Source organism: Frigoribacterium faeni (genome assembly GCF_011761235.1).
Lineage (GTDB): Bacteria > Actinomycetota > Actinomycetes > Actinomycetales > Microbacteriaceae > Frigoribacterium > Frigoribacterium faeni_A.
The window spans coordinates 785951-812291 of the sequence record NZ_JAAOYW010000002.1 but is presented as its reverse complement, the minus strand read 5'-3'; the positions used below and the strand labels follow the sequence as shown (position 1 = coordinate 812291).

The following is a 26341-nucleotide window of genomic DNA, read 5'->3' as shown; positions in this document are numbered from 1 at the left end:
CCGGGAGCCCGACCCGTCCGGCACGGCCCCGCGCGAGCGCACCCGGGTCGCCTCGCACGCGGCGCCGCCCGAGGACCGCGCCGAGCTGCTCGCGCTCGAGGCCGAGGACGTCGCGAACGGCCGCGCGACGCGCTCGGCGACCACCGCCTCCGGCCCGAGGGCCCGCCGCCGCGCCCGCGGCCGTGTGGAGGAGGCCGGGCCGGCCGACCTCGCGACGCGGGCGATCCCCGTCGTGCAGGCCACCGCCTCCGTGCGTCCTCGCGCCTCGCGACGGGACGACGCGCGCGCCGTCCCGGTGTCGCGCACCCTCGTCATGGGCATCCTCAACGTGACGCCCGACTCGTTCAGCGACGGCGGCCGCTTCGTGGGCCTCGACGACGCGCTGCGCCACGCCCGCGAGCTCGTCGCCGCGGGCGCCGACATCGTCGACGTGGGCGGCGAGTCGACGCGTCCGGGCGCCCGGCGGGTCGACCCCGTCGAGGAGCAGCGGCGCGTGCTGCCGGTGATCCGCGAGCTCGCCGCCGAGGGCGTGCGCCTCAGCATCGACACCATGAACGCCGCCACGGCCTACGCCGCCGTCGACGCGGGCGCCGACGTCATCAACGACGTCTCGGGCGGCCTCGCCGACCGCTACATGGCCCAGGTCGCCGCCGACAGCGGCCGGCCGTTCGTCGCGATGCACTGGCGGGGCCACCTCGCCGACGCGTCGACGGGCATGCGGGGCGACGACGTCGCCGGCCAGGTGCGCGACGAGCTGCGCCGCCGCGTCGACGAGCTCGTGTCCGCGGGCGTCGACCGCGAGCAGATCGTGCTCGACCCGGGGCTCGGCTTCTCGAAGGACGCCGACCAGAACTGGCAGGTGCTCGCCGGCCTCGAGGAACTGGGCCGGCTCGGGCACCCCCTGGTCGTCGGGGCGTCGCGCAAGCGGTTCCTCGGCGGGCTGCTGCCCGACGGCGCCGAGCCCCGCGACCGCGACTCGGCGACCGCGGTGATCAGCGTGCTCGCCGCCCAGGCCGGCGTCTGGGCCGTGCGCGTGCACGACGCCGCCTCGACCCGCGCCGCCCTCGACGTCTGGCAGGCCTGGCAGCGAGGCGCCGCCCCGGCACGCTCGGCGAGGCACGCGTGACCGCCGAGGAGGCGGTCGGCACGACGGGCGCGCACGTCGCGGCTGCCGAGGGCGCGGCCGGCACGGCCCCGGTCCGCACCGTCCCCGTCGGGCTCGACGTGCTGCGCCTGCTCGGGGTGCGGGCCACCGGCCACCACGGCGTCTTCGACCACGAACGCCGCGACGGCCAGGAGTTCGTCGTCGACGCGGTCGTGCACCTCGACGCCTCCGGGGCCGCCGGCGACGACGACCTCGAGCAGACGGTCCACTACGGGGTGCTCGCCGAGGAGCTCGTCGAGGCCGTCGAGCGCGACCCCGTCGACCTCGTCGAGACCCTCGCCGAGCGCCTCGCCGCCGTCGTGCTGAGCCACCCGGCCGCCGTCCGCGTCGAGCTGACCGTGCACAAGCCGACCGCGCCGATCACGGTGCCGTTCGGCGACGTGTCGATCACCGTCGTCCGGGAGCGCGCGTGAGCGCCGCCGCTGCTGCCGCTGCTGACGCCCCCGCCGTCGACGCCCCCGTGCGCCGCGGCGTGGTCGCGCTGGGCTCGAACCTGGGCGACCGCGACGAGCTGCTGCGCGACGCCGTCGCCGCCCTGGCCGCGACCCCGGGGGTGACGGTGACCGCCGCCTCCTCGCCGGTGTCGTCCGTCGCCGTGACGCTCGACGGCCCCGACGAGAGCAAGCCGACGTACCTCAACGCCGTCGCGCTCGTCGAGACGGCCCTCGACGCCCACGAGCTGCTCGACGTGCTGCTGGCCGTCGAGCACGCGCACGGCCGCGTGCGGGCCGAGCGCTGGGGCGACCGCACCCTCGACCTCGACCTCGTCGTCCTCGGCGACCTCGAGCTCGACACCGAGCGCCTGACGCTGCCGCACCCCCGTGCCGCGGAGCGCGCCTTCGTGCTCGAGCCGTGGCTGCAGGTCGACGAGGAGGCGCGCCTCGGCTCCCGGGGACGCGTCGCCGACCTGCTGGCCGGGCTGCCCGACCGCACCCGGCCCGTGCCCGGCGCGACCGGCCTGCTCGAGCCGGCCCGCGCCTCCTCGGCTGGGGCTGCTGCTGACGACGCTGCTGCCGCGCGGGCGGGCGGTGCCTCGTGAGGCACACGCGCCCCGCGACCCTCGTCGGCCTGTTCGTGGTGGCGGTCGTCGGCGGGTTCGTCGTCGACGCCGCGCTGGTGTCGTCCGGGCAGCCGTCGATCGTGCCGTCGATCGTGCTGGGGCTGGTGCTGCTCGTCATCGGCGGGATCGTCGTGACGATGGCGCTGCCCGTCCGCCGGGTCGCCAAGGGCACGCAGAAGGAGCGCGTCGACCCCTACTACGCCACCCGCGTGCTGTTGCTGGCGAAGGCCAGCAGCCTGGCCGGCTCCCTGTTCGCCGGGGCCGCCGGAGGGGTGCTCGCCTTCATGACGACGCGCGGCGTGGACGTGGCGATAGGCTCCGTGGTGCCCACGATCGTGGCCGTCGTGGGGGGCCTCGGCCTCCTCGCGGGCGGTCTGGTCGCCGAGCACATGTGCACGGTCCCGCCCGGCGACGACGAGGGCGGACCAGGAGCCCAGGCCGCCTGACCCGGGCCGCCGCCGACCGCACGCCGACCCGGAGGTACCCGCCATGGACCGACTCGACGTGGCGGAGCCCGCCTGGAACGGCGTCTCGCCCAAGTACGTCTGGCCCGAGCTCGCCGGCTGGCTGGTGAGCGGGCTCGTCGCCGCCGCGGCCACGACCCCGCTCTGGTTCATCGGCGCCTGGTGGTGCTACGCGATCACGGCCGCCGTCGTCGTCGTCACGCTCGTCGTCATGGCCTTCGTGCCGCGCCGCGTCCGGTCGATCCGGTACCAGCTGCGCGAGGACGACCTGCTCGTGCGCCGCGGCATCCTGTACCTGCGCTTCGTCGCCGTGCCCTACGGCCGCATGCAGCTCATCGACATCAACCGCGGCCCCGTCGTGCGGGCGCTCGGCCTCAGCGACCTCAAGTTCGTGACCGCGGCGGCGTCGTCCGGCGTGACCATCCCGGGGCTGCCGGCGGACGAGGCGGAGTCGCTGCGCGACCGGCTGGTCGGGCTCGCCGAGTCGCGGCGGGCGGGGCTGTGAGCGGGGGGCTGCCGGGGGAGGGGGCACCGCCTCCTGAGGGTGTGGACGGCGTGGGCGTGCCGGCCGCCGGCGTGCCCGGCGCCGTCGCGCAGCTCACCGACGGCGAGTGGCACCGCCTGCACCCCGCGACCCCTCTGCTCAAGGGCGGCATCGCGCTGATCGTCGGGCTCGGCATCGTGCTCAACAACGCCCGTGAGTGGGTCATCGGCCTGCTCGTGCCCGGCGGTCGTCGTCCCGACGGCGACGCCGAGGGCGACCCGTTCGGCTGGGTGCTCGAGCACGGGCTGCTCGGGTTCGTCCTGCTCGGCGTGCTGGCGGTCGTCGCGGTGCTGGTGCTCGTCTTCTGGCTGTCGTGGCGCATGAACACGTTCCGCGTCACCGAGGAGGTCGTCGAGGTGCGCAGCGGAGTCGTGTTCCGCACCGACCGTCGGGCGCGGCTCGACCGTGTGCAGGGCATCAACGTGCAGCGTCCCGTGCTCGCCCGCGTCTTCGGCGCCGCGAAGCTCGAGGTGAGCCAGGCCGGCGACGACGCGAACGTCTCGCTCGCCTACCTGCGGTCCGCCGCGGCGGACGACCTGCGCCGCGAGATCCTGCGGCGCGCCTCAGGGGTGCAGCGGTCGGCGGTCGACGGCGTGCGCGCGGTGCCGGGCCAGGGCGTGCCCGGTGCCGGCGGCGTGCCCGGTGCGGGCGGTGTGCCCGGTGCCGTGGGCGCGCCGGGCCAGGCGGTGCCCGCCGACGCCCGCCAGCGCTTCGTCGGGCTCGTCGAGCAGCGCGCCCAGGAGTTCCTCTCCGACGGCACCGACCCGCAGGAGGCGCCTCCCCGGTCGGTCGTCAAGGTCGACGCCGGGCGCCTGGTCGGCTCGGTGCTGCTCAGCGGCTACACGCTCTTCATCGTGGCGGCGGCCGTGGCCGTCGTGGTCAGCGTGCGGCTGACCGGCGAGTTCTTCCTGCTGTTCGCCCTGCTGCCGGCCGTGCTCGGCTCGGGCGGGTACTACGTCAACCGCGTCACGAAGTCGCTGCGGTACAGCATCTCGTCGTCGAGCGACGGCATCCGCATCGGCTACGGGCTGTTCTCGACCACGAACGAGACGCTCCCGCCCGGACGAATCCACTCGGTCAAGGTCAGCCAGCCGCTGCTGTGGCGGCCGTTCGGCTGGTGGCAGATCAGCATCAACCGGGCGTCGCGGTCGTCGACGAACGGCTCCGGCCAGCAGAGCGGTGCGACGCTGCTGCCCGTCGGCGACGAGACGGACGTCCGCCGCGTGCTCGAGCTCGTCCTGCCCGAGCTCGTCGGCCTCGCGGCCGCCGAGGTCCAGGCCGAGGAGGCGCGGGTCGGCTCGGCCGTGCCCGCCGAGGAGTCGCGGGTCGGCTCCGGCGTGCCCGCCGAGGAGGCGCGGGTCGACTCGGGCGTGCCTGCCGAGCCCCTGCGCGCCGCCGCGGACGACCACGCGTCGCACACCCTCTCGCTCGTCGAGGACGGCCTGACCTCCCGCGGCAGCGAGGGCGGCTTCACGACGTCGCCGCGTCGTGCCGCCGTGCTGCGCTGGTTCTCGTGGCGGCGCAACGGGTTCCGCACGGCACCGGGTGCGCTGCTGCTGCGCAAGGGCGCGATCTGGCGCGAGCTCGTCGTCGTCCCGCTGCCGAGGATGCAGAGCGTCGGGCTGTCGCAGGGCCCGCTGCTGCGTCGGCTGCGGCTCGCCGCCGTGCACCTGCACACCGTCCAGGGTCCGATCATCGCGACGATCGGCGCGCTCGACCAGGACGACGCGATGCGCTTCTTCGAGGGAGCCGCACACGACGCCGTCGCCGCCGCCCGGGCCGACAGGACCCACCGCTGGGCCGCCTCGCCGGACGCCGCTCCCGTCGACGCGACCCCCGCCTCCTCGTCCCCCGCCCCTGCCCCCGCGCCTGCATCCGAATTTGAGAGCATCCCGGCTCGGGACGAGCCAGGCGCAGCCGCGTCGCAGCCGGCCCCGGCCGACGCGACCCCCGCCTCCTCGTCCCTTGCCCATGCCGCGGAAAGCGAGAGCATTCCGGGTCAGGACGACGGGGGAACGGCGCCGCACGGGGCTCCGCGGCAGGATCGCTCTCAAATTCGAGAGCACGAGCACGAGCACGAGCACGACGTGGCACCCGCACCCGGCCCCGCACCCGCACCGCAGCACCGAGAGGAACCCCGCCCGTGAGTCCCCAGCAGAGCGGCCGCCTCGGCGTCGGCATCGTCGGCGCCGGCCACGTCGGGCCCGTGCTCGGCGCCGCCCTCGCGGCCGCCGGCCACGCGATCGTCGGCATCTCGGCCGTGTCCGAGCGGAGCCTCGACCGGGCCGAGGCGATCCTGCCGGGCGTGCCCGTGCTCACCGTGCCGCAGATCGTCGAGCGCAGCGAGCTCGTGCTGCTCGCGGTGCCCGACGACCAGCTCGCCGACCTCGTCCAGGGCCTCGCCGCGACCGGCGTCTGGCAGCCGGGCCAGCTCGTCGTGCACACCTCGGCGGCGCACGGCCTCGAGGTGCTGCGGCCGGCGCTCGCCGCGGGGGCCATCCCGCTCGCGATCCACCCCGCGCTCACCTTCACGGGCACGACGATCGACCTCGTCCGCCTCCGCGAGGCGTGGTGCGCGGTCACCGCGCCGGTGCCCGTGCAGCCGATCGGGCAGGCGCTCGTCGTCGAGATGGGCGCCGAGCCGGTGATCGTCAGCGAGGCCGACCGGCCCCGCTACGCCGAGGCCGTCGCGACCGCCACGGAGTTCTCGGCCGCGATCGTCACCCAGTCGGTCTCGATGCTCGCCGAGCTCGGCGTGCCCGAGCCGGGACGCCTGATCGCGCCCCTCGTGCGCTCCGCGATGGACCGCGCCCTCGGCGTCGCCGGCGGCTCGACCGGCCCCGGTACCATCGACATGGCGGCGTTCGACGACCCGCCGTCGCCGTTCGGCGGCACCGGCGCCTGAGGCGCCGCGCTGAACCGAGCACGACCGCACCGCACCGCACCGCACCACGCACCGCCGCACCGGGTCCTCGCGACCCTCGCCCCTCCTCCTTCTCTCCCCACCCCCCGCTGGAGCTCCCCGCACATGACCGACGCCCCCGAGACCACCACCCCCACCGACGACGCGGCCGCCGTGGCCGCCGCCGCGGCCGAGGCGGCTCGCGAGGCCAGCGAGCAGAAGCAGGTGCGGCTCGAGAAGCGCGCCCGCCTGCTCGAGTCGGGCCGGGACGCGTACCCGGTCGGGGTGCCCGTCACCGACACGATCCCCGCGGTGCGCGCCCGTCACGCCGAGCTCGAGGCCGGTGCCGAGACGGGCGAGGTGGTCGGCCTGGCCGGTCGCGTCGTGCACGCCCGCAACACGGGCAAGCTCTGCTTCGCGGCGCTGCAGGCCGGCGACGGCTCGCGCATCCAGGCGATGGTGTCGCTCGCCGAGGTGGGCGACGAGTCGCTCGCCGAGTGGAAGGACCTCGTCGACCTCGGCGACCACGTCTTCGCCAAGGGCCAGGTCATCTCGTCGCGGCGCGGCGAGCTGTCGATCATGGTGAGCGAGTGGACGATCGCGTCGAAGGCGATCCTGCCGCTGCCGAACCTGCACGGCGAGCTCAGCGAGGAGACGCGGGTGCGCCAGCGCTACCTCGACCTCATCGTGCGCGACCAGGCCCGCGCCACCGTGCGTGCCCGGGCCGCCGCGGTCTCGTCGCTGCGCCGCACCTTCGACCAGCACGAGTACCTCGAGGTCGAGACCCCGATGCTCCAGACGATGCACGGCGGCGCCGCGGCCCGTCCGTTCCAGACGCACAGCAACGCGTTCGATACCGAGCTGTTCCTCCGCATCGCGCCCGAGCTGTTCCTCAAGCGCGCGGTGGTCGGCGGCATCGACCGCGTCTTCGAGATCAACCGCAACTTCCGCAACGAGGGCGCCGACTCGACGCACTCGCCCGAGTTCGCGATGGTCGAGGCCTACCAGGCGTACGGCGACTACGAGCAGATGGCCCGCCTCACGCAGCAGCTCGTGCAGGAGGCGGCGCTCGCGGTCGCGGGGACCCACCTCGTCACGCTCGCCGACGGCACCGAGTACGACCTCGGCGGCGAGTGGGACCGCGTGCCGATGTACGAGTCGCTCAGCGCGGCCGCCGGCGTCGAGGTCACGCCCTCGACGACCGTGTCCGAGCTGCAGGCGCTCGCCGAGACGGTCGACCTGGTCGTGCCGCACGAGACCCACGGCAAGCTCGTCGAGGAGCTCTGGGAGCACTTCGTCAAGCCGTCGCTCGACCGGCCCACCTTCGTCACCGACTTCCCCGTCGACACGAGCCCGCTCGTGCGGCAGCACCGGTCGAAGCCCGGCGTCGTCGAGAAGTGGGACCTCTACGTGCGCGGCTTCGAGCTCGCCACCGCCTACTCCGAGCTCGTCGACCCCGTCGTGCAGCGCGAGCGCTTCGTCGAGCAGGCCGCCCTGTCGGCCCGCGGCGACGCCGAGGCGATGCGCCTCGACGAGGACTTCCTCCGCGCCCTCGAGCACGGCATGCCGCCGAGCGGCGGCATGGGCATGGGCATCGACCGCCTGCTCATGGCCATCACCGGCCTCGGCATCCGCGAGACGATCCTCTTCCCCCTCGTCAAGTAGGAGGCGCGGGTCGCCGGCTGCGGTCCGGTCGCCCGGGCAGGTCGTTCGGTCTCGACGAACCCGCAGCCGCGTCCCGGCTCGGAGCGCTTACCATCGAGGCATGCCCGAGACCTTCCTAGGAGCCGCGATCTTCGCCGTCACGCCGACGATCGTCGTCGGCCTGATCTTCTGGTTCGTCGTCCGCTCGCTGCTGCGGGCCGACCGGACCGAGCGCTCCGCCTACGCGAAGATCGAGGCCGAGGAGCGCGCCCGGGCCGAGGCCCTCGAGCGCACCGGCGCCGAGGCGACCCGCGCCTCCTGAGGCCGCATGCGCCCGGTGACGTGACCCGCGCCTCCTGACGCGACCCGCGCCTCCTGCACGTCCCCGACGCCCGTCGACACTGTCGGCGGGCGTTCGCTGTACCCCGGTTCGGGCGCTCTGTGGGCGCCCGGGACCGCGCTGTACCCCGGCCCGCGCGCCTACCTGAGCCGGAAGGCGTGCACTGTACCCCGTCGGGCCGATGTGCGCCCTACACCCGATGACGACGCGCGTCAAAGCTGGGCCGTCTTCGTCCCCCGAATGGCTCGAAACCCTGTGCGCACGCACACAACTGCCTTTCGATGGGCCGGAGCGGCTCGTGCTCGACCCCTCCCGACCGCCACACTCGTATCAACGCCGAAGAGCTTCACGAACTATTCGACATGACACCAGTCAGACCTCGAGCAGGGAGAGAACGATGACGATCACGTCCGTCACCACGCGCAACACCACCACAGACACCACCGACGAGCCCGAGGTCGAGGTCCTGTCCCAGGTCCGTGGAGCATCCACCGACCAGGTCGGCGACTACCTCCGCCACATCGGTCGCATGCCCCTCCTCGACGCGCAGGAGGAGACCGAGATCGCCCGCCGCATCGAGGTCGGCCTCTTCGCCGGCGAGAAGCTCAAGGAGCTCCAGGCCGCCGACGCCGTCAAGAAGAACCGCACGAAGGCGCACGCCGAGATGCTGCGCGACCTCCGCTGGCTGCAGCACGACGGCGAGCGTGCGAAGGACCGCATGATCACCGCGAACCTCCGCCTCGTCGTGAGCATCGCGAAGCGCTACACGCAGCGCGGCCTCCCCTTCATGGACGTCATCCAGGAGGGCAACCTCGGTCTCGTCCGCGCCGTCGAGAAGTTCGACTACACGCAGGGCTACAAGTTCTCGACGTACGCCACCTGGTGGATCCGTCAGGCCATCGCCCGCGGCCTCGCCGACAAGGCGCGCGCCATCCGCATCCCCGTGCACACGGTGGAGCGCATCAACCGCATCTCGCGGGCCGAGCGCGACCTCACCGTCGACCTGGGCCGTGCGCCCACCGTCGAGGAGGTGGCCGAGGAGGTCGCCATGGAGGTCGCCGACCTCGTCGAGCTCAAGTCGCGCTCGCACGAGCCCGTCTCGATCCACACCGTCGTCGGCGACGCCGAGGACAGCGAGCTCGGCGACTTCATCGAGGACGAGGAGACCCCGTCCCCGACGGCGGCCACCGAGAACTCGCTGCTGAACCGCGACATGCACGCCCTCGTGGCGACCCTGCCCGAGGACGAGGCTCGCGTCATCCGCATGCGCTTCGGCCTGGACGACGACCAGCCCATGACCCTCGACGAGATCAGCAAGCGCGTGCACAGCTCGCGCCAGGCCGTCTCGCGCGTCGAGAGCCGTGCCCGCCTCCGCATGTTCGCGAAGGCCGTCAGCCAGGACCTGCAGCTCTACCTGCAGTAGGCCCGTCCCTGCAGCCTGAGGGCCGCCTCCCCCTTCCCGGGGAGGCGGCCCTCTCTGGTCCCCCCTCGCGAGCCGTCACGAATGGCTGCTCCTGGCCTCGTGAACAGCCGTTCTCGTCGTCTCACGGGTCGAGGAGGGTCCGGAGGCGGGTGAGGAGGCGCGCAGCGCCTCGGCCTCGGAGGTCGTCGTGCGTCGCGCGCACCATCCGCCATCCCGCGTCGGCGAACCGCTCGGCTCGTGCGATGTCGCTGCGCCACCGTCGCGGGTCACGTCGGTGCTCGTCGCCCTCGTACTCGAGCGACACCAGTCGGTCCGGCCAGCTCAGGTCCGGCTTGCCGAGGTACCGGCCTCGGAGGTCGTACCGCTTCGTGTTGATCTCGGGCTCGGGCAGGCCCGCCCGGTGCAGGAGGAGGCGCAGCTCCGTCTCCTTGGGCGACTCGACGCCGGGGCGCACGAGTCCGAGGGCCTCGCGCAGACGTGCGGCTCCTCGCGTCCCGGCACGGCTGCGGACGGCCTCGGTGAGCGCCTCCATCGGTCGCCGCGCGGCCTCGGGGTGCTCTGACCACGTGCCCGCGAGGGCATCGCCGACGGCGATGAGATCGTCGAGCGCCAGGAGCGCGGCGCTCTGGCACCACGCCGTGAGCGGGCTGACCACGGGGAGCCCGTCGACGCTCCTGATGTCGACCCCGGGAGCCAGGTCGTGACCGACGACGCCCGGTCGGCGCGGGGCGCGACCACCCACGACCCCGACGTGGAGCGCCGACACCGCTCCGCCCGACCTCGAGAGCGCCAGCGGCAGACCCCAGAGCGACACGGCGGTCAGATGCGTGAAGCACCAGCCGTCGCGGAGGAGCGGGGCGAGCGCCCGGGCGCGCGAGCGGACGTCGAGCACGGACTGCGCGGCCGGGATGCGCACGCCGTGGAACGGCGTCGCCAGGTCGGGCCCCTTCAGGCGGCCCGTGCCCAGCCCCAGCTGCCGAGCGTGGCTCGTCGAGAAGGGCCGGCCGGCCACCGGGGGAGGCAAGGGGACTCGAGGCATGAGCCGATCATCTGGCCGGCGGGCTCGACCGGCACCCCGCGCGAGTGCCACCTGTGGACAGACACCGCCGCCCTCGGACCTGGGGAGGTGCCAAAGCCACTGGCCCGAGACCCGTGAACCGTCACGAATGGTTGTTCAGCGGCGGATGAAGGACCATTCGTGACGGCTCACGGGCGCGCGGCAGGGCAGGGGCAGGGGTCAGTCGGGGGTGGCGGCCGCGCGGCGGTGCGCCGTGCGGGCCTTGACCCGGGCGCGCACGTCGCTCGGGACGAGCTCGAGCAGCTGGTCCTCGCGCAGCGGCAGGTCGAGCAGGCTGAGCTTGAGCCGGCCCTTGGTGGCGTGGCGGCCCGCGTCGAGCCGGATCACCTGGCCGGCGTCGGGCCGCAGCGACATCGACACGACGCAGCCGTCGCTGACGTCGGCGACGACCCGGCCGTCGACCTCGAGCGCCGCCGAGTGCGTTCCGCTGCCGATCTGGAACCGCAGCCGCTCGAGCGGCCCGAGCACGACCGAGCGGTCGATGCCCGACATGGGCGCCACCGGCGTGATCAGGGTGGCGGCCACCGCGGGCGAGAGGATCGGCCCGCCCGCCGCGTAGTTGTAGGCGGTGGAGCCGGCGCTCGTCGAGACGACGACGGCGTCGGCCTTGTAGTAGCCGTAGGGGGTGCCGTCGAGCACGAGGTCGGCGGTGACCACGCCCTCGCCCGGCCGGCGCGCCATCGAGACGTCGTTGAACGCGAGGAACCGGTTCTCGAGGCCGGCGGCGGTGTGCACGACCTCGACGGCGTGGTGCGGCTCGAGCGAGAAGTCGTCGGCGGCGAGCCGCTCGAGGGCCGCCGGCAGCTCGTGCGGCTCGACCTCGACGAGGAACCCCACGTTGCCGTAGTTGACCCCGAGCACCGGCACCGGGCGCTCGGCGACGAGCCGCATCGCGCCGAGCATCGTGCCGTCGCCGCCGAGGGCGACCACGACGTCGACGGTGTCGCGGAACTCGGCCTCGCCGACGATGTCGACCCCGCCCTGCACGCGGGAGGCGTCCGCCTCCTGCGCGACCAGCCGGACGTGGCCGCCTGCCTCGTCGCCCCGCGCCTTCCACGCACAGAGGATGTCGACGGAGTCGCGGACCGACTTGGTGGGGTGCGGCACGAGACCGACGACGATGCTGCCCATGAGGGGAGGCTAGCCCGCCGCGCTGTCGCCCGGCTGACGCTGCCGACCCGGCCCGCGCCTCCTCGACCGGGCCCGCCCGACCCGGCCCGCGCCTCCTCGGCGGGGCCTGCCCGACCCGGCCCGCGCCTCCTCGTCGTACCCCTGGTTCACAGGGTGTCACGCCCCCAGCGAACAGGGATGACCTGCGGGGGAGGCGCTGGTTACGCTCTCTCGTAGACCGGTGCCGCCGCCAGGCACCGACCGCGTACAGGTGGCTCAACCACCCCGCCACCGAGGGAGTCAAGAGATGTTCGAGAGATTCACCGACCGTGCCCGTCGCGTCGTCGTCCTCGCCCAAGAAGAGGCGAAGATGCTCAACCACAACTACATCGGCACCGAGCACATCCTGCTCGGGCTGATCCACGAGGGCGAGGGCGTCGCCGCCAAGGCCCTCGAGTCTCTGGGCATCTCGCTCGACGCCGTCCGCGAGCAGGTCCAGGACATCATCGGCCAGGGCCAGCAGCAGCCCACGGGCCACATCCCCTTCACGCCGCGTGCGAAGAAGGTCCTCGAGCTGAGCCTCCGCGAGGCGCTGCAGCTCGGCCACAACTACATCGGCACCGAGCACATCCTGCTCGGCCTGATCCGCGAGGGCGAGGGCGTCGCCGCCCAGGTGCTCGTGAAGCTCGGCGCCGACCTCAACCGCGTCCGCCAGCAGGTCATCCAGCTGCTCTCGGGCTACCAGGGCAAGGAGGCGGTGGCCGTCGGAGGCGAGCAGCAGCAGGGCGCGCAGGGCGGCAGCCAGGTGCTCGACCAGTTCGGGCGCAACCTGACGCAGGCCGCGCGCGACAACAAGCTCGACCCGGTCATCGGCCGCGAGAAGGAGATGGAGCGGGTCATGCAGATCCTCTCCCGCCGCTCGAAGAACAACCCCGTGCTGATCGGCGAGCCCGGCGTCGGCAAGACCGCCGTCGTCGAGGGCCTCGCCCAGGCCATCGTCAAGGGCGAGGTGCCCGAGACGCTGAAGGACAAGCAGCTCTACTCGCTCGACCTCGGCTCGCTCATCGCCGGCAGCCGCTACCGCGGCGACTTCGAGGAGCGCCTGAAGAAGGTCACCAAGGAGATCCGCACCCGCGGCGACATCATCGTCTTCATCGACGAGATCCACACGCTGGTGGGCGCCGGGGCCGCCGAGGGCGCCATCGACGCCGCGTCGATCCTCAAGCCGCTGCTGGCCCGCGGCGAGCTGCAGACCATCGGCGCCACGACGCTCGACGAGTACCGCAAGCACTTCGAGAAGGACGCCGCCCTCGAGCGACGCTTCCAGTCGGTGCAGGTCAACGAGCCGTCGCTGCCGCACACGATCAACATCCTCAAGGGGCTGCGCGACAAGTACGAGGCGTTCCACAAGGTCTCGATCACCGACGGCGCCATCGTGTCGGCCGCGAACCTGGCCGACCGCTACGTCAGCGACCGGTTCCTGCCCGACAAGGCCATCGACCTGATCGACGAGGCCGGCGCCCGCCTGCGCCTGTCGATCCTGTCGGCGCCGCCGGAGCTGCGCGAGTTCGACGAGCGCATCGCCGGGGTGCGCGCCCAGAAGGAGGGCGCCATCGAAGATCAGGACTTCGAGAAGGCCGCCTCGCTGCGCGACGAGGAGAAGAAGCTGCTCGGTGAGCGCCTCCGCCTCGAGAAGCAGTGGCGCTCGGGCGAGGCCGGCGCCGGCGGCACCGTCGACGAGGGCATCATCGCCGAGGTGCTGGCCCAGGCGACGGGCATCCCCGTCTTCAAGCTCACCGAGGAGGAGACCTCGCGTCTCGTCTTCATGGAGCAGGCCCTGCACCAGCGCGTCATCGGCCAGGAAGAAGCCATCGCGGCCCTGTCAAAGACCATCCGTCGCACGCGCGCCGGCCTCAAGGACCCGAACCGCCCCTCCGGGTCGTTCATCTTCGCCGGCCCCACGGGCGTCGGCAAGACCGAGCTGGCCAAGGCGCTCGCCGAGTTCCTCTTCGACGACGAGGGCGCGCTGATCAGCCTCGACATGTCGGAGTTCGGCGAGAAGCACACGGTCTCGCGCCTCTTCGGTGCCCCTCCCGGGTTCGTCGGCTTCGAGGAGGGCGGCCAGCTCACCGAGAAGGTGCGCCGCAAGCCGTTCTCGGTCGTGCTCTTCGACGAGATCGAGAAGGCCCACCCCGACATCTTCAACTCGCTGCTGCAGGTGCTCGAGGAGGGGCGCCTGACCGACGGTCAGGGCCGTGTCGTCGACTTCAAGAACACGGTCATCATCATGACGACCAACTTGGGGTCGAAGGGCATCGCCGGCGGTCCCGTCGGGTTCCAGATCGAGGGCGACACCGCGACCGGCTACGACCGCATGCGTGCCAAGGTCAACGAAGAGCTCAAGAAGCACTTCAAGCCCGAGTTCCTCAACCGCGTGGACGACACCATCGTGTTCCCGCAGCTGTCGGGCCCCGAGCTGCTGCAGATCGTCGACCTGTTCGTGAAGCGACTGAGCGAGCGCCTGCTCGACCGCGACATGACCGCGATGCTGACCGTCCCCGCCAAGGAGCAGCTCATCAAGGTCGGGTTCGACCCGGCCCTGGGCGCCCGCCCCCTGCGTCGTGCGATCCAGCACGAGGTGGAGGACCGCCTGTCCGAGCGCATCCTGACCGGCGACCTCACGGCCGGCGACCACGTGGTCGTCGACTACGTCGACGGCGAGTTCACCTTCGCCACGACCCGCCAGCCGGGCCGCGACGAGGTGCTCGTGGGCGACGTGCCCGAGATCGAGAGCTAGGCGGCGCGAGCGCTCGCACCTGCGTGATCCGCCGAGAGGGCGGTCCGGCCGAGAGGCCGGGCCGCCCTCTGGTGCGTGTGGGGGCCGGGTTGTGCTGCTGGGACCCCGAGCGAGCCACGACCGAAGGAGGCGCGGGTCGGCCGGGCAGGCACCCCGCCGCGGGTGCGGCCCGGCTGGGTAGGCTCGGGGGATGACCTCAGCGGACCAGCACGGCATCACCGTCCGCGACGCCGTCGTCAGCGACGTGCCGCACATCCAGCGGCTCTGCGAGCCCTTCGTGCAGAAGCGCATCCTGCTCGGCAAGGACCTCGTCACGCTCTACGGCGACGTGCAGGAGTTCCAGATCGCCGTCGGTCCCGACGGCGTCCCCGTCGGGTGCGGGGCGCTCCACGTCATGTGGGACGACCTCGCCGAGATCCGCACCCTCGCCCTCGACCCCGCGTGGATCCGCAAGGGAGTCGGCCACCGCCTCCTCGACTCGCTGGAGGGCGCCGCCCGTCGGCTCGAGATCGGCCGCCTGTTCTGCCTCACCTTCGAGGTCGACTTCTTCGAGAAGCACGAGTACCTCAACGTCGGCGACGAGGGGCTCGTGCCGCCCGAGGTCTACGCCGAGCTGGTCCGCTCGACCGACGAGGGCGTGGCCGAGTTCCTCGACCTGGCGCGGGTGAAGCCGAACACGCTCGGCAACTCGCGGATGCTCAAGGCGCTGCCGCCGCTCACGGCGTAGCCGCCGCGTCGGCGTAGCCGAGGAGGCGCGGGCCGGGAGGTGGGGACAGGGCGCGTCGGCCGGTCCTGCGGTCTGCACCCGCGCCTCCTCGTGCTCGTCGGAACTTCTCAGGCGCACACGCCGCCAGCGTCCAGGGCAGGGCGGTGGCCAGCACTTAACCTGTGCGCATGTCGACGTTCACGAATCCGACCGGGCCGCAGCCGCCCTCGGTGTACTGGCGTCGCCGGGCCCTCGTGCTCCTCGGCCTGGTCGTCGCCGTCGTCGTCGTGGTGCTCATCGTGGTGAGGCCCGGGGCCTCGGGCGACGAGCCCGATGCGGCGGCCACGACCACCCCGGCCGCCGACCCGGCACCCGCGGCGACCACCCCCGCCGCGACGGCGCCCGCGGCCGACGCGACCGCCGCTCCCGGCGACGAGGCCACGGCCGCCGCCGGCGCACGGTGCGCGGCGGGCTCGCTCGAGCTCGTCCCCGTGGTCGACGAGCAGGTCTTCGCGCCCACCGAGCTGCCCCAGATCTCGATGTCGGTGACCAACACCGGCTCGACCGACTGCGTCGTCAACCTGGGCTCGGGCCAGCAGAAGCTCGTCGTCACCAGCGGCGAGGAGCAGTGGTGGTCGTCCGCCGACTGCCAGGTCGACCCCACCGACCAGGACGTGACCCTCACCGCCGGCAAGACCCTCTCGACCCCGGCGATCACCTGGGACCGCACCCGCTCGACCCCCGACACCTGCGACGCCGACTCGCGTCAGTCCGTGCCGGGCGGGGGCGCCACCTACCGTCTGACCGTCAGCGTCGGCGACGTCACGTCCGCCGACTCCGCCCCCATGATCCTGAACTGAGCGATGACCGACGCTGCTTCCCCCCGTTCCGAGGCGCTCGAGCTGGCCCTGGCCAGCCAGGACGTCGCCGCCGTCGCGTTCGCGCTGCGCCACGACGTGGTCGTGGTGCCCAAGCTGGTGGTGCCGCCGGGTGCGGGTGCCGCGGATGCGGGTGCGGGTGCCGGCGACGGTGCGGGTGCGGCTCTGGGCGACGGCGACTCGTCCGACCCCGTCTTCGGCGCGGCGGAGCAGGTGCGGGTCTTCGGGCGGGAGAACACCGACAAGCGGATCCTGCTGCTCTTCTCCTCGAAGGAGGCGTACGCCGCGATGGTGCCGGACGACCCGCACCTCGAGGTGATGCTCTACGACTCCGACGCGCTGCGCGCCTTCATGGAGGTGCACCTCGACGTGCTCGAGCAGGTCTTCTTCGACATCGCCGGGCCCCACACGATGGCCGCCGCCCCCGAGGACCTGCTCAAGGCCCTGAAGTAGCCCGCCCGGCCCGGGCGTAGCTCCGTTCGGCGGGCGTGTTCGTCGCGTTCGGGCGCTCGCGGCGGCCCGTCCGCGACGAACCCGCCCGTGCGAGGTGCGGTGGCCGGGCCGCACGTCCTGACAGACAGGAATGGGACGACTTGCCCGGGGGCCCGCGGGTAGCTCGTCCCTTTCCGGGTAGGTCGGGGGTGCGGTGTGCGGGCGGCGGTCGGCGGGCGTGTTCGTCGCGTGCGGGCGCCCGCGGCGGCCCGTCTGCGACGAACCCGCCCGGGCGCCGCGGCGGCCGGGCCGCGCGTCCTGACAGACGGAGATGGGACGGCTTGCCCGGGGGCCCGTGGGTAGCTCGTTCCTTTCCGGGCAGGTCGGGCGCGCGGCGTGCGGGCGGCGTTCGGCGGGCGTGTTCGTCGGGTGCGGGCGGTCGCGGCGGCCCGTCCGCGACGAACTCGCCCGTGCGCGGTGCGGTGGCCGGGCCGCGCGTCCTGACAGACGGGAATGGGACGACTTGCCCGGGGGCCCGCGGGTAGCTCGTCCCGTTCGCCGCAAGTCGCGGGCGCAAGCGCGCCGCGCCGGGCGCGCCGCGCCGCGCCGCGCACCGCCGCGCCGGCCGCGCCGACCGCCGCGCCCTAGAAGGCGCCGTCGAGCTCGCGGTCGCGGGGGGTGGCGGCGGCGCTGAAGGCGCGGCGCAGCGCCTCGCGGAGGTTGCCCGACTCGGCGTCGACGAGCTGCCCGAAGCCGAGCCGCCGCGCCTCGCTGGCGCGCTGCTTCGACGACGAGACGGGGCGGATCTCGCCCGCGAGGCTGATCTCGCCCACGGCGGCCATCGTGTGCGGGTAGCTGACGTCGCGGCTGGCGCTCGCGAGGGCGAGGGCGATCGCGAGGTCGGCCCCGGGCTCGGTGATCTTGATGCCGCCGACGGTCGAGACGTAGACGTCGGCGTCGCCGAGGCGGATGCCGGCCCGCCGCTCGAGCACCGCGAGCAGCATCGCGACCCGCGACGAGTCGACGCCGTTGACGACCCGCCGGGGCTGAGGAGTGCTGCTCGCGACGATCAGGGCCTGGACCTCGACGGGCAGCGCACGCCGCCCCTCCATCGCGATCATGATGCAGGTGCCGCTGACCGGGGCACCGGTGCGCGACATGAAGAGGCCGCTGGGGTCGGCGACCTCGGCGATGCCGTCGCCGGTCATCTCGAAGCAGCCCACCTCGTCGGTCGGCCCGAAGCGGTTCTTGTGCGCCCGGATGAACCGCAGCGCCGTCTGCCGGTCGCCCTCGAACTGGCAGACGACGTCGACCAGGTGCTCGAGGAGGCGCGGCCCGGCGATCGTGCCGTCTTTCGTGACGTGCCCCACCAGCAGCACCGGCAGGTTCCGGTCTTTGCTGACGCGGATCAGCGTCGACGCCACCTCGCGCACCTGCGAGGTGCCGCCCGCGATGCCGTCGATCGACGACGACGAGACCGTCTGCACCGAGTCGACGATGACCAGCTGCGGGTCGACCTGCTCGATCTGCCCGAGGATGACGGCGAGGTCGACCTCGGCCGCGAGGAACAAGTTGTCGTGCATCGCCCCGGTGCGCTGCGCGCGCATGCGGACCTGCTGCGCGCTCTCTTCTGCGGTGACGTAGAGCACGCGCGCACCGGTCGCGGCGGCACGGGAGGCGACCTCGAGCAGCAGCGTCGACTTGCCGACGCCGGGCTCGCCGCTGAGCAGGATGGCCGCGCCGGGCACGATGCCGCCGCCGAGCACCCGGTCGAACTCGGCGATGCCGCTCGGCCACGAGGCGACGGCACCGGCCTCGACCTGCGTGATCGGGCGGGCGACGCGGTCGCCGCCGACGCTGACGGGCGCGGTGCCGCGGGCGCTGACGAGCGCCGAGGTGACGTCGACGACGGTGCCCCACCGCTGGCACTCGCCGCAGCGGCCGGCCCACTTGAGGCTGGTCCAGCCGCACTCGGTGCAGCGGAAGGGCGGGGTGGTGGGACGAGCCATGGGGAGAGCCTAGGTGGGACGTCCGACAGCGGGGGCGCCTCCTCGGGTCGGCTGTGGAGAGCCGAGGAGGAGCGGCGTGCGTCCTCGGGTCGACGGCCGGCCGTCGGGACACCGGCTCCGCGACGGCCGCCCGGGCCCGCGCGGCCGCACCCCCCGTTCACGGGGCGGCGGCGCGTGGTTCACAGGCGGTCCACTGGCGGTGCATCGGAGGTCGACAGGGTGGGCGGGTCTCCCTCCCTCGCCGGCCCCCGGGCCGGCCCGTACGTCTGGATGCCCGTGCCGCTCACCCCTCGTCGTCGTCCCCGACGGCTCCGTCCCCTCGTGCTCGGGGCGGTCGCCGCCCTCTCGTGCGCGCTGCTCGCCCCGGCGGCCCTCGTCGCCCCCGCGGGCGCCCAGGCCGCCGCCGCCCCGACAGGCGACCCCGCCGCCGCCCCGACAGGCACCCCCGCCGCAGCAGCCCCCGCCGCCGACCTCGCCTCCCGCTTCACCCTCGCGGTGCTGCCCGACACGCAGTTCTACTCGCGCTACTCCGACGCGCAGTTCGTGCCCCGCTACGGCACCGACCCCTACCGCGTGCAGACGGAGTGGCTGGCCGAGCACCGCGACGAGCTCAACGTGCCGTTCGTCGCCCACCTCGGCGACGTCGTCGACCAGGTCGGCGTGCCGGCGCAGTGGGCGGTGGCCGACGACGCCATGTCGACCCTCGAGGAGGCGGGCCTGCCGTACTCGATCCTGCCCGGCAACCACGACGTGCTCGACTCGAGCGACGACCGCTACGACACGAGCTACGACCTCGCGGCCGAGCCGTACCTGCAGCACTTCCCCGCCTCGCGGGCGACGTCGCAGGCGTCGGTCGACAGCGGCACCGACCCGACCGGCCTCAGCCAGTTCCAGGTGTTCGAGGCCGAGGGGCAGCAGTTCCTCGTGCTGGCGCTGGGCTGGCGCTCGTCGGACGCGACGCTCGCCTGGGCCGACCAGGTGCTCGCGGAGCACCCGACGCTGCCGACGATCCTCACGTCGCACCAGATCATCGACGTCGACAACGACGGCGTCACCGCGAAGGACACCGAGTACGGCGACCGCCTCTGGCGCGACCTGATCGCCCCGAACGACCAGGTGTTCCTCACGCTGAACGGGCACTTCCACGGCGCGACCCGGCAGGTGCGCGTCAACGACGCCGGCCACGACGTAACCCAGGTGCTGATGGACTACCAGATGGCCTACGAGGGCGGCAACGGCTACCTCGGCCTGTTCGAGTTCGACCTGACCGCGGGCACCATCCAGGTGCAGACCGCGTCGCCGTGGGTGGTCTCGAAGCCCGAGGAGGCGCTGACCAGCTTCGACCAGCCGTTCCAGGAGGGCCCGCAGCAGCAGTTCGTCCTCGACGTCGACTTCGCCGAGCGGTTCGCGGGCTTCGCTCCCGGATTCTCCGCGGGGGAGCCGACCCGCTCCTCCTTGTCGGACGCGGCTCGCCGCATCCTGCTCGACGGCTTCGAGGGCGCCCCGCCCGCGACCACGGAGGCGCCCGGCTCGGTCGCCGACTACCCGCTCGTCGACGGGACCCTCGCGCACTGGCGCCCGGACGCCGCGCAGGGCGTGGTCAGCGAGGGCGAGGCCGTCGCCGACGTGGCCGGCGGGCAGGACCTGCACCGCGCCTCCCTCGCCCCGTCCGGCTCGGCGACCGCCCAGGTGGGCGACGTCGTCGCGAGCGCCGACGCCGACCCGCTCTCGTCGGCCGGGGCCTCGATGTGCTTCGTCGACTCCGACAAGTCGGCCGGCCGGTTCAGCTACCTGACCACCGACGAGGGTGCGCCGGTCAACGACGCGGCCTTCGCGGACGGCTACACGATCGAGACGTTCCTCAAGGTCGACGCCGACTGGTCGGAGGACGCAAACGGGTGGGCCAAGGCGATCGTCCGCAGCGGCAACCGCTCGCAGATCGGCGTGCCCGAGACCCGCTGGGACTGGACGGCGTCGCCCGCCGCCCTCGGCCTGTCGAACCTCAAGGAGCTGCAGTGGACCGAGATCCCCTCCGACCCCGCGAAGGGCGACCGCACCGCCTGGTCGGGTGAGGTCGTGCTCGACCGCTGGATGCACGTCGCCCTCGTCAACGACCCCGCGTCGGCGACGACGACGATGTACGTCGACGGGGCTCCCGTGCTGCGCAACACCGTCGACACCGCCGGCCAGACCGTGCAGCAGGGCATGCCCTGGCTGTTCGGCAGCGACTGGGTCGACGACCGGGCGACCAACGGCTGGGCCGGCTGCATCGGCGAGACCCGCGTGGTCGACCACCCGACCGAGGCGTCGCAGTGGCTCACCGCCCGCGCCGACCTCACCGGCCTGACCGTCGGCGAGCCGGTGCTCGACGCGGCGGGCGCGGTCGTCGCCGTCGGCGGCACCGGGCTCGCCAGCGCCACCGTCACGCTCGGCGGCGCGCTGGGCGGCTCGACCGTCGTCGCGGCCGACGGCACGTGGAGCGTCGTGCCCACGGGCGCCGGGCTCGCTGCCGACGCAGCGGGCGCCCCTGCCGACGCGGCGGGCGTCTCGCTCGCGGCCGCGGAGCAGCTCGTCGCCACGGCGACCCAGTCGCTCGGCACGCGCTCGGCCGCCCCGGTCGAGTTCCGGTTCGCCGCCGCGGTCGAGCCCGTCGACCCGGCCGACCCGCCGGTCGTCGCCCCGGGCACCGGCGGCGCGCTCCCCGGCGACGGCACCGCCCCCGGCACCGGCAGCACCGGCAGCACCGGCACCGGCACCGGCGCCGGCGCCGGAGCAGGAACCGCAGGAGGCGCGGGCACGGACGCCGCGACCGCCGGCGGCACCCGAGACGGCCTGGCCTGGACCGGCGCCGAGCTGATCGGCGGAGCCCTCGCCGCGGCCGGGCTGCTCCTCGCGGGGCTGGGCGCCGTGGTCGTGGCGCGCCGACGCCGGGGCGTGGTCGACGCCGACTGAGCCCGACGGGGCGCCCGGCCCGGGCGCCCCCCCGCACGACCCACCTCGACGGACGAGCCGAGGGGGCCGGTGCGCGAGCCGCTGCTGCGGACGCGCGCCGCGCCTCCTCGGCTCGTCCGTTCGTGCGTCGCGGAGGGGTCGTGGAGGCGTCAGGGAGGCGTCCGGACGCGGTCCGACAGGACGAGGAGGCGGGGGCCCGGTGTCCCCGATCGGGGGACACGGCGAGACGGCCGGCCCTGTCCGCGCGGCGCACGCGGCCCGTTCTGGGGGGTCGTCCGGGGGATGGACCCGTGGTTCCATCGACCTCGCGGTGAGCGCATGGCCACGGACGGCCTAGCACCCTGCCGCACGACTGGAGCTCGCTGTGCCCACCTCTGCCTGGACCCGTGTCCCTGCCCTCGTCATCGCCACGGCCGTCGTCGTCGCCGGCCTCGCCGCCGATCCGGCCGCCCACGCCGCAGCCCTCGACCCCACGTCGCCGGCCGCGATCGTCGACCCGGCCGGCGCCGCGTCGGACGTCCCCGGCACGACGCCCGTCGCCGGTGCGGACGAGGGCGAGTCGCTCGACCTCTCCGGCGACATGATCGAGGTGCCGAGCACGCCGATCACGCGCCCCCACCTGCAGGCCGCCGCCGCCGAGACCGCCGCGCGCGAGCCGGAGGCTGGGCACGACCACGACCACGACCTGGCCGGGGCGGACACCGACGCCGGTGCCGACGGCGAGAGCGCCCCTGAGTCCACCACCGGCACCGACTCCACCGGCACCGACGCCCCCGCCGACGAGGCCCGGGCCGCCGACACCAGCGACGCCACCACCCCGCCCATGGCCGACGCGTCCACCGCCGTCGAGGTGCACCGCATCTCGGTGAGCATCGTCACGGTGACCGCCTCGACCGCGGACGACCAGCGCTCCGCCCCCGACGACGCCTCCGTGGCGACGGCCATCTCGCAGCTGCGCGACTACTGGGCGGCGGAGTCGGGCGGCACCGTCGACGTGCGGCTGGACGCCGTCGAGCGCACCTCGCTGAACCGCAGCACGTGCGACCCGTCGTCGGTGCTCGACACCGTGCACACGACCGCCTTCGGGGGCTCCTTCGCGTCGTACCGCTGGGCTGGGACGGGCCGCCACCTGCTCGTGCTCACCCAGGAGGTCTGCGGCTCGGCCGCCTTCGGCACCGTCGGCGGCGGCGGAGGCGAGATCTTCAGCTCGGTCGGCACGGACACCGCCCTCGGCGTGCCGGTGCTGCTGCACGAGTTCGGCCACAACCTCGGCTTCGGCCACGCCGGCGCCGGCATGTGCCGCAGCGCCGACGAGGTCGACGCCCCGATCGGCGACTACCGCCACGCCTCCGACGGCGACACCTCGGTGCGCTGCCCGGTGGAGGAGTACGGCGACTTCCTCGACATCATGGGCTACTCGGTCTCGGGGGCGCGCCCGCACCTCTCGACGCCGCAGCGCATCCGTGCCGGGTTCCTCACCGACGGCGCGACGCTGACCGAGCCCGGCAGCCGCCGGCAGGTCGCCGTCGGAGCCCTCGACGGCCCCGCGTCCGGCCGCGCCGTGCAGGTCGTCGACCCGCTGAGCGGCGACGTCTACTGGCTCGAGTACCGCACCGCGAGCGGCGCCGACGCGAGCAGCGCCGAGTTCTGGGGAGCGCAGCAGCGCTGCTCGTCGCTCGACAGCCGGCTGCTGCGCTGTGCGCTGACCGGCGACCGGGCGGTCGGCGAGGTGCGGGTGCTGCGCGCGATCCCGCTGTTCGGCAGCGCCGTGAGCACGGTCGCCGTCGCGGCCGGCCCGCAGGACGGCGACACGCTGCGCCGCGAGACGTTCCTCGACCCGGGCGAGGAGTTCACGAGCACAGGAGGCGGCTTCACCGTCTCGGTGCTCTCCGCGAGCCCGTCGAAGGGCGCCGTGCTCGACGTGGCGCTCGCCGGATCGGCCCCGGCCACCGACACCAAGCCTGTCGGCGGCGGCACGTCCGAGCAGACCGGCGACCCCGCGCCCGTCGACGAGCCCGTCGCCCCTGCTGCGACCTCGACGGCGCTGAGCTCCGACCGCGCCCGTCAGACCTGGGGCGCGCAGCCCACGGCGCTCGTGACCGTGCGGGTCGCGGTCGAGGGAGGCGCCCCCGCCGCGGGCACCGTGGCCCTGCTCGACGGGGCGAAGACCCTCGGCGAGGCCACCGTGCCGGAGGGCGGCGCGATCGCGTTCCGCCTCCCGACCGGGCTCGCCCCGGGCAGCCACTCGCTGCGCGCCGCCTTCACGCCCGCCGGCGACGACCAGGCCGCCTCGACCTCGGCGGCGACCGTGCTGACCGTGGACAAGGCGGCCACCTCGACCTCGCTGACGCTGAGCGCCTCGTCGCAGCAGTACGCGTCGACGCGGCGGATCGCGGCGACCGCCACCGTGCCGGCCATCGCGGGGGAGGTCGCCACCGGCACCGTCGCCTTCTCGCTCGACGGCAAGGTCGTCGCCCGCGTCGGACTCGTCAAGGGCAAGGCATCGTGGGGCGTGCCGAGCGGCACCGCCGTCGGGTCGCACCGGCTCGTGGCGACCTTCACCCCGGCGGTCTCGGGAGCGGCGCCGTCGACAAGCGTCGCCCGCGGCTTCACGGTCTCGAAGGCGAGCTCGTCGAGCGTGCTCACGCAGCGCTCGGCCATGCCCAAGGGCAAGGGCTTCAACATGGCGGTGAGCGTCAGCGTGCCGGGCGTGGCCGCTCCGACCGGGACGGTCACCATCAAGCAGGGCAAGACGGTCGTCGGGACGGCGACGCTCACCGCGGCCGCCAAGGGCAAGCTCACCGTGGGCGTGAAGGCGTTCCGCTCAGCGGGCAGCTACCCGCTGACGGTCACTTACTCGGGCAACGGCAGCATCGGCGCGAGCACCTCGAAGGCCGTGACCCAGAAGATCAAGTAGGAGGCGCCTCCTCGGTTCGCAGGATCGGTCGCGCGGGCGGCCGGTCCCGTGGGCCGGGGTGCCCGTGCGGTCGTGGCTGCCGCGGGGGCGCCGGGCCTCAGCCTCGCGGCAGGGCGTCCGTGCCGCGGGCGGAGGCGCGGGCCGCGGCGCGCTCGGCGGTGCGGGCCGTGGCGCCCGCGGTGGCGGCGTCGTGCACGCTGGCGTCGGCGTCCGTGACGGCGTGGTCGGCGGCGATGCGGGCGACGCGTGCGGCGATCGCCGGCTCGAAGGCGCTGGCCCAGACCCGGTAGCCGCGGTCGTTGGGGTGGAACAGGTCGCCCGCGGAGTTGCGGAACGTGCGCACCAGCCCCTGCGCGCGGGTCGTGTCGTAGAGCGGGGCGACGGTGAGGCCGAGCTCGTCGGCCAGGCGGCGGACGATCGCGTTGGCCTCGGCGATGCGGTGCTCGCGCTCGGGGATCCACATGGTCGGCAGGTCGGCGACGATCGCGTGGCTCGGCAGCGCCTCGTAGATGTGGCGGAGGTTGCGCTCGAAGGTCTCGGCGTCGAAGTCGATGATGTCGTTGGCGCCGATGGCGACGGTGACGACGTCGGGCTGGTACTGGGCGAGCTTGGGCAGCTGGTCCTTGCGGCAGAGCCAGGTGGTGGCGCCGCTGACGCTGAGGTTGACCACGCGGACGGAGCCGCGGGTCGCGTGCCGCATCCGCACCGACAGTCGGCCCACGTAGCTGCGCGCCGGGCTCGAGGCGCCGATACCCTGTGCGGTCGAGTCGCCGAGCGCGACGTAGAGCAGCGCGCCCTTGCGGTCGAAGCGGGCGCGCCACCAGGCGGAGTGCACCGGCAGCAGGTCATTGAGCGTCGCGGCCGCCGACCGCTGGCTGCGCAGGGCGCGGCGCCACACGGCGAAGACAGCCCCGCCGGCGGCGAGGGTGACGCCGACTCCGGACAGGAATGCGAGGGGATGACGGGAAGGCATGCGGGGAGCGTACGCCCGCTCTCGCTCCCCATCCCTGCCCCTGTCCTGTTCGCGCGCGCTCGCTCTCGCGAGCCGTCGCGAACGGCTCTTCCCTGCCGCCCGAGCAGCCGTTCGTGACGGTTCACCGGTGTCTCTGTGCTGGCTGTTCCGTCACGAGACGAAGGAGGCGCGGGTCGGCCAGCAGGGAGGAGCGCCAGATTTCGACACACCGCCCCGGATGTACTAAGCTCTCTCCCGGTACCGTGTCCGAGCGGCCGAAGGATCATGTCTCGAAAACATGTGTGGGGGTTGACTCCACCGTGGGTTCAAATCCCACCGGTACCGCCAGAGCAAGAGCCCCGCGAACCCCGTGAATACAGGGGTTCCGGGGCTCTTTTCTTCGTCGGAGGCGCGATGCAGTAACGCAGCGGTAACAAGAACGCGGTGGGACGCTGTGAGCAACCGCACGCCGAACCGCGAAGGAACACCCGACAACGAGGCGCGTCCCTTTGTACGTGCCCAACGGCGGGGCGTGGACGACGCCAGAGGTCGTTGTTCGTGACAATCGTTCAGGGCAAAGTTGGCCCTCTTGGGAAAGCAGCTATGACATTGTTGTTCGGGGCCCGATCCCGGGTGTTCTCTGTAGTGAGGAAGCATCTTGGTAGTGGCCGATGACTCGACGCCCGAACGGAAGAGAGTGTCCATTCCCAAAGAGGATGAATCCGTGCTCGCTTAGTGGGCGCTGCAGCGTGATCCAGGGCTCTCTGTCAGGCAACTAATCCGCGCAGAGATCGAGCGCGGTGGTTACATCGATTTCGTCAATCGTCCCATTGGCGACATACCTGGTCAGCGGCTCGAATCGTAACTGCGCTAGCCGCCTATGCGCGCACCGGACTGATCATTGTGAGGCGGTCGATTTCTCGCCCACTCGACGAGAACTCCCGCGGAACGACCTGAGCGAACGTCTC

20 protein-coding genes and 1 tRNA gene are annotated in these 26341 nt (G+C 73.7%); 17 read left to right on the top strand and 4 right to left on the bottom strand.

Annotated features, from left to right (window positions below):
• Positions 1 to 313: 313 nt before the first annotated feature.
• The 10 genes from folP to FHR78_RS10245 all read left to right on the top strand — a co-directional run bounded on the left by folP (position 314) and on the right by FHR78_RS10245 (position 9542).
• A complete protein-coding gene (gene folP, locus FHR78_RS15720) occupies positions 314 to 1126 on the top strand; it encodes a dihydropteroate synthase (protein ID WP_166760773.1) in 813 nt (270 codons plus the stop codon).
• A complete protein-coding gene (folB, locus tag FHR78_RS10285) occupies positions 1123 to 1578 on the top strand; it encodes a dihydroneopterin aldolase (RefSeq protein WP_166760392.1) in 456 nt (151 codons plus the stop codon). Before folP ends, folB begins: the two co-directional genes overlap by 4 nt.
• Positions 1575 to 2204 carry a 2-amino-4-hydroxy-6-hydroxymethyldihydropteridine diphosphokinase gene (gene folK / locus FHR78_RS10280; protein WP_347878137.1) on the top strand — a complete coding sequence of 210 codons (630 nt, stop codon included), beginning with the start codon at positions 1575 to 1577 and terminating at the stop codon, positions 2202 to 2204. Before folB ends, folK begins: the two co-directional genes overlap by 4 nt.
• The gene (locus FHR78_RS10275; RefSeq protein ID WP_208393058.1) at positions 2201 to 2671 is read left to right on the top strand and encodes a DUF3180 family protein; all 471 of its coding nucleotides are present in this window, start codon (positions 2201 to 2203) and stop codon (positions 2669 to 2671) included. Before folK ends, FHR78_RS10275 begins: the two co-directional genes overlap by 4 nt.
• Positions 2672 to 2714: 43 nt before the next feature.
• A complete protein-coding gene (locus FHR78_RS10270; RefSeq protein ID WP_166760771.1) occupies positions 2715 to 3194 on the top strand; it encodes a PH domain-containing protein in 480 nt (159 codons plus the stop codon).
• A gap of 50 nt (positions 3195 to 3244) precedes the next feature.
• Positions 3245 to 5380 carry a PH domain-containing protein gene (locus FHR78_RS10265; protein WP_166760391.1) on the top strand — a complete coding sequence of 712 codons (2136 nt, stop codon included), beginning with the start codon at positions 3245 to 3247 and terminating at the stop codon, positions 5378 to 5380.
• Positions 5377 to 6138: a DUF2520 domain-containing protein gene (locus FHR78_RS10260; protein WP_166760390.1), complete on the top strand. Its 762-nt coding sequence runs from the start codon at positions 5377 to 5379 to the stop codon at positions 6136 to 6138. Before FHR78_RS10265 ends, FHR78_RS10260 begins: the two co-directional genes overlap by 4 nt.
• 123 nt (positions 6139 to 6261) lie before the next feature.
• Positions 6262 to 7800, top strand: coding sequence for a lysine--tRNA ligase (gene lysS, locus FHR78_RS10255; protein ID WP_166760389.1), 1539 nt, complete (start codon positions 6262 to 6264; stop codon positions 7798 to 7800).
• A gap of 100 nt (positions 7801 to 7900) precedes the next feature.
• Positions 7901 to 8101 (top strand): hypothetical protein, encoded by a 201-nt coding sequence (locus tag FHR78_RS10250; protein ID WP_166760388.1) that lies wholly within the window; start codon positions 7901 to 7903, stop codon positions 8099 to 8101.
• 415 nt (positions 8102 to 8516) lie between these two features.
• Positions 8517 to 9542: a sigma-70 family RNA polymerase sigma factor gene (locus FHR78_RS10245; RefSeq protein ID WP_166760387.1), complete on the top strand. Its 1026-nt coding sequence runs from the start codon at positions 8517 to 8519 to the stop codon at positions 9540 to 9542.
• A gap of 121 nt (positions 9543 to 9663) precedes the next feature.
• Here the strand turns inward: FHR78_RS10245 and FHR78_RS10240 are convergent, their stop codons facing one another.
• Positions 9664 to 10581, bottom strand: coding sequence for a hypothetical protein (locus FHR78_RS10240; RefSeq protein WP_166760386.1), 918 nt, complete (start codon positions 10579 to 10581; stop codon positions 9664 to 9666).
• Between the two features lie 198 nt (positions 10582 to 10779).
• Positions 10780 to 11751, bottom strand: a complete 972-nt coding sequence (locus tag FHR78_RS10235; RefSeq protein ID WP_166760385.1) for an NAD(+)/NADH kinase — start codon at positions 11749 to 11751, stop codon at positions 10780 to 10782.
• 286 nt (positions 11752 to 12037) lie between these two features.
• On the opposite strand from FHR78_RS10235, the gene FHR78_RS10230 reads away from it, so the two are divergent.
• The 4 genes from FHR78_RS10230 to FHR78_RS10215 all read left to right on the top strand — a co-directional run bounded on the left by FHR78_RS10230 (position 12038) and on the right by FHR78_RS10215 (position 16564).
• Positions 12038 to 14527, top strand: a complete 2490-nt coding sequence (locus FHR78_RS10230) for an ATP-dependent Clp protease ATP-binding subunit (RefSeq protein WP_166760384.1) — start codon at positions 12038 to 12040, stop codon at positions 14525 to 14527.
• A 190-nt stretch (positions 14528 to 14717) separates the two neighbouring features.
• Complete coding sequence (locus FHR78_RS10225; RefSeq protein ID WP_166760383.1) at positions 14718 to 15254, top strand: amino-acid N-acetyltransferase; 537 nt, start codon at positions 14718 to 14720, stop codon at positions 15252 to 15254.
• 167 nt (positions 15255 to 15421) lie between these two features.
• Positions 15422 to 16093 carry a hypothetical protein gene (locus FHR78_RS10220; RefSeq protein ID WP_166760382.1) on the top strand — a complete coding sequence of 224 codons (672 nt, stop codon included), beginning with the start codon at positions 15422 to 15424 and terminating at the stop codon, positions 16091 to 16093.
• A 3-nt stretch (positions 16094 to 16096) separates the two neighbouring features.
• Entirely contained in the window at positions 16097 to 16564 is a 468-nt protein-coding gene (locus FHR78_RS10215; protein WP_166760381.1) for a dehydrogenase, read from the top strand.
• Positions 16565 to 17187: 623 nt separating this feature from the next.
• On the opposite strand, the gene radA is transcribed toward FHR78_RS10215, so the two are convergent.
• Positions 17188 to 18552 (bottom strand): DNA repair protein RadA, encoded by a 1365-nt coding sequence (radA, locus tag FHR78_RS10210; RefSeq protein WP_166760380.1) that lies wholly within the window; start codon positions 18550 to 18552, stop codon positions 17188 to 17190.
• Between the two features lie 276 nt (positions 18553 to 18828).
• Between radA and FHR78_RS10205 the strand changes: the two genes are divergently transcribed.
• Positions 18829 to 21504 carry a metallophosphoesterase gene (locus FHR78_RS10205; protein ID WP_208393057.1) on the top strand — a complete coding sequence of 892 codons (2676 nt, stop codon included), beginning with the start codon at positions 18829 to 18831 and terminating at the stop codon, positions 21502 to 21504.
• 364 nt (positions 21505 to 21868) lie between these two features.
• Complete coding sequence (locus FHR78_RS15655) at positions 21869 to 24421, top strand: Ig-like domain repeat protein (protein WP_166760379.1); 2553 nt, start codon at positions 21869 to 21871, stop codon at positions 24419 to 24421.
• A gap of 97 nt (positions 24422 to 24518) precedes the next feature.
• Here FHR78_RS15655 and FHR78_RS10195 read toward each other — a convergent pair whose 3' ends face one another.
• Positions 24519 to 25394 (bottom strand): SGNH/GDSL hydrolase family protein, encoded by an 876-nt coding sequence (locus FHR78_RS10195; protein WP_208393056.1) that lies wholly within the window; start codon positions 25392 to 25394, stop codon positions 24519 to 24521.
• 236 nt (positions 25395 to 25630) lie between these two features.
• Between FHR78_RS10195 and FHR78_RS10190 the strand changes: the two genes are divergently transcribed.
• Positions 25631 to 25721 (top strand) — tRNA-Ser (locus FHR78_RS10190).
• Positions 25722 to 26341 lie beyond the last annotated feature (620 nt).

Excerpts from the sequence above, each read along its gene's own strand:
- folP (WP_166760773.1), top strand. The coding sequence starts at position 314 with ATGGGCATCCTCAACGTGACGCCCGACTCGTTCAGCGACGGCGGCCGC.
- FHR78_RS10270 (WP_166760771.1), top strand. The coding sequence starts at position 2,715 with ATGGACCGACTCGACGTGGCGGAGCCCGCCTGGAACGGCGTCTCGCCC.
- lysS (WP_166760389.1), top strand. The coding sequence starts at position 6,262 with ATGACCGACGCCCCCGAGACCACCACCCCCACCGACGACGCGGCCGCC.
- FHR78_RS10250 (WP_166760388.1), top strand. The coding sequence starts at position 7,901 with ATGCCCGAGACCTTCCTAGGAGCCGCGATCTTCGCCGTCACGCCGACG.
- FHR78_RS10245 (WP_166760387.1), top strand. The coding sequence starts at position 8,517 with ATGACGATCACGTCCGTCACCACGCGCAACACCACCACAGACACCACC.
- FHR78_RS10240 (WP_166760386.1), bottom strand. The coding sequence starts at position 10,581 with ATGCCTCGAGTCCCCTTGCCTCCCCCGGTGGCCGGCCGGCCCTTCTCG.
- FHR78_RS10235 (WP_166760385.1), bottom strand. The coding sequence starts at position 11,751 with ATGGGCAGCATCGTCGTCGGTCTCGTGCCGCACCCCACCAAGTCGGTC.
- FHR78_RS10230 (WP_166760384.1), top strand. The coding sequence starts at position 12,038 with ATGTTCGAGAGATTCACCGACCGTGCCCGTCGCGTCGTCGTCCTCGCC.
- FHR78_RS10225 (WP_166760383.1), top strand. The coding sequence starts at position 14,718 with ATGACCTCAGCGGACCAGCACGGCATCACCGTCCGCGACGCCGTCGTC.
- FHR78_RS10220 (WP_166760382.1), top strand. The coding sequence starts at position 15,422 with ATGTCGACGTTCACGAATCCGACCGGGCCGCAGCCGCCCTCGGTGTAC.
- FHR78_RS10215 (WP_166760381.1), top strand. The coding sequence starts at position 16,097 with ATGACCGACGCTGCTTCCCCCCGTTCCGAGGCGCTCGAGCTGGCCCTG.
- radA (WP_166760380.1), bottom strand. The coding sequence starts at position 18,552 with ATGGCTCGTCCCACCACCCCGCCCTTCCGCTGCACCGAGTGCGGCTGG.
- FHR78_RS10195 (WP_208393056.1), bottom strand. The coding sequence starts at position 25,394 with ATGCCTTCCCGTCATCCCCTCGCATTCCTGTCCGGAGTCGGCGTCACC.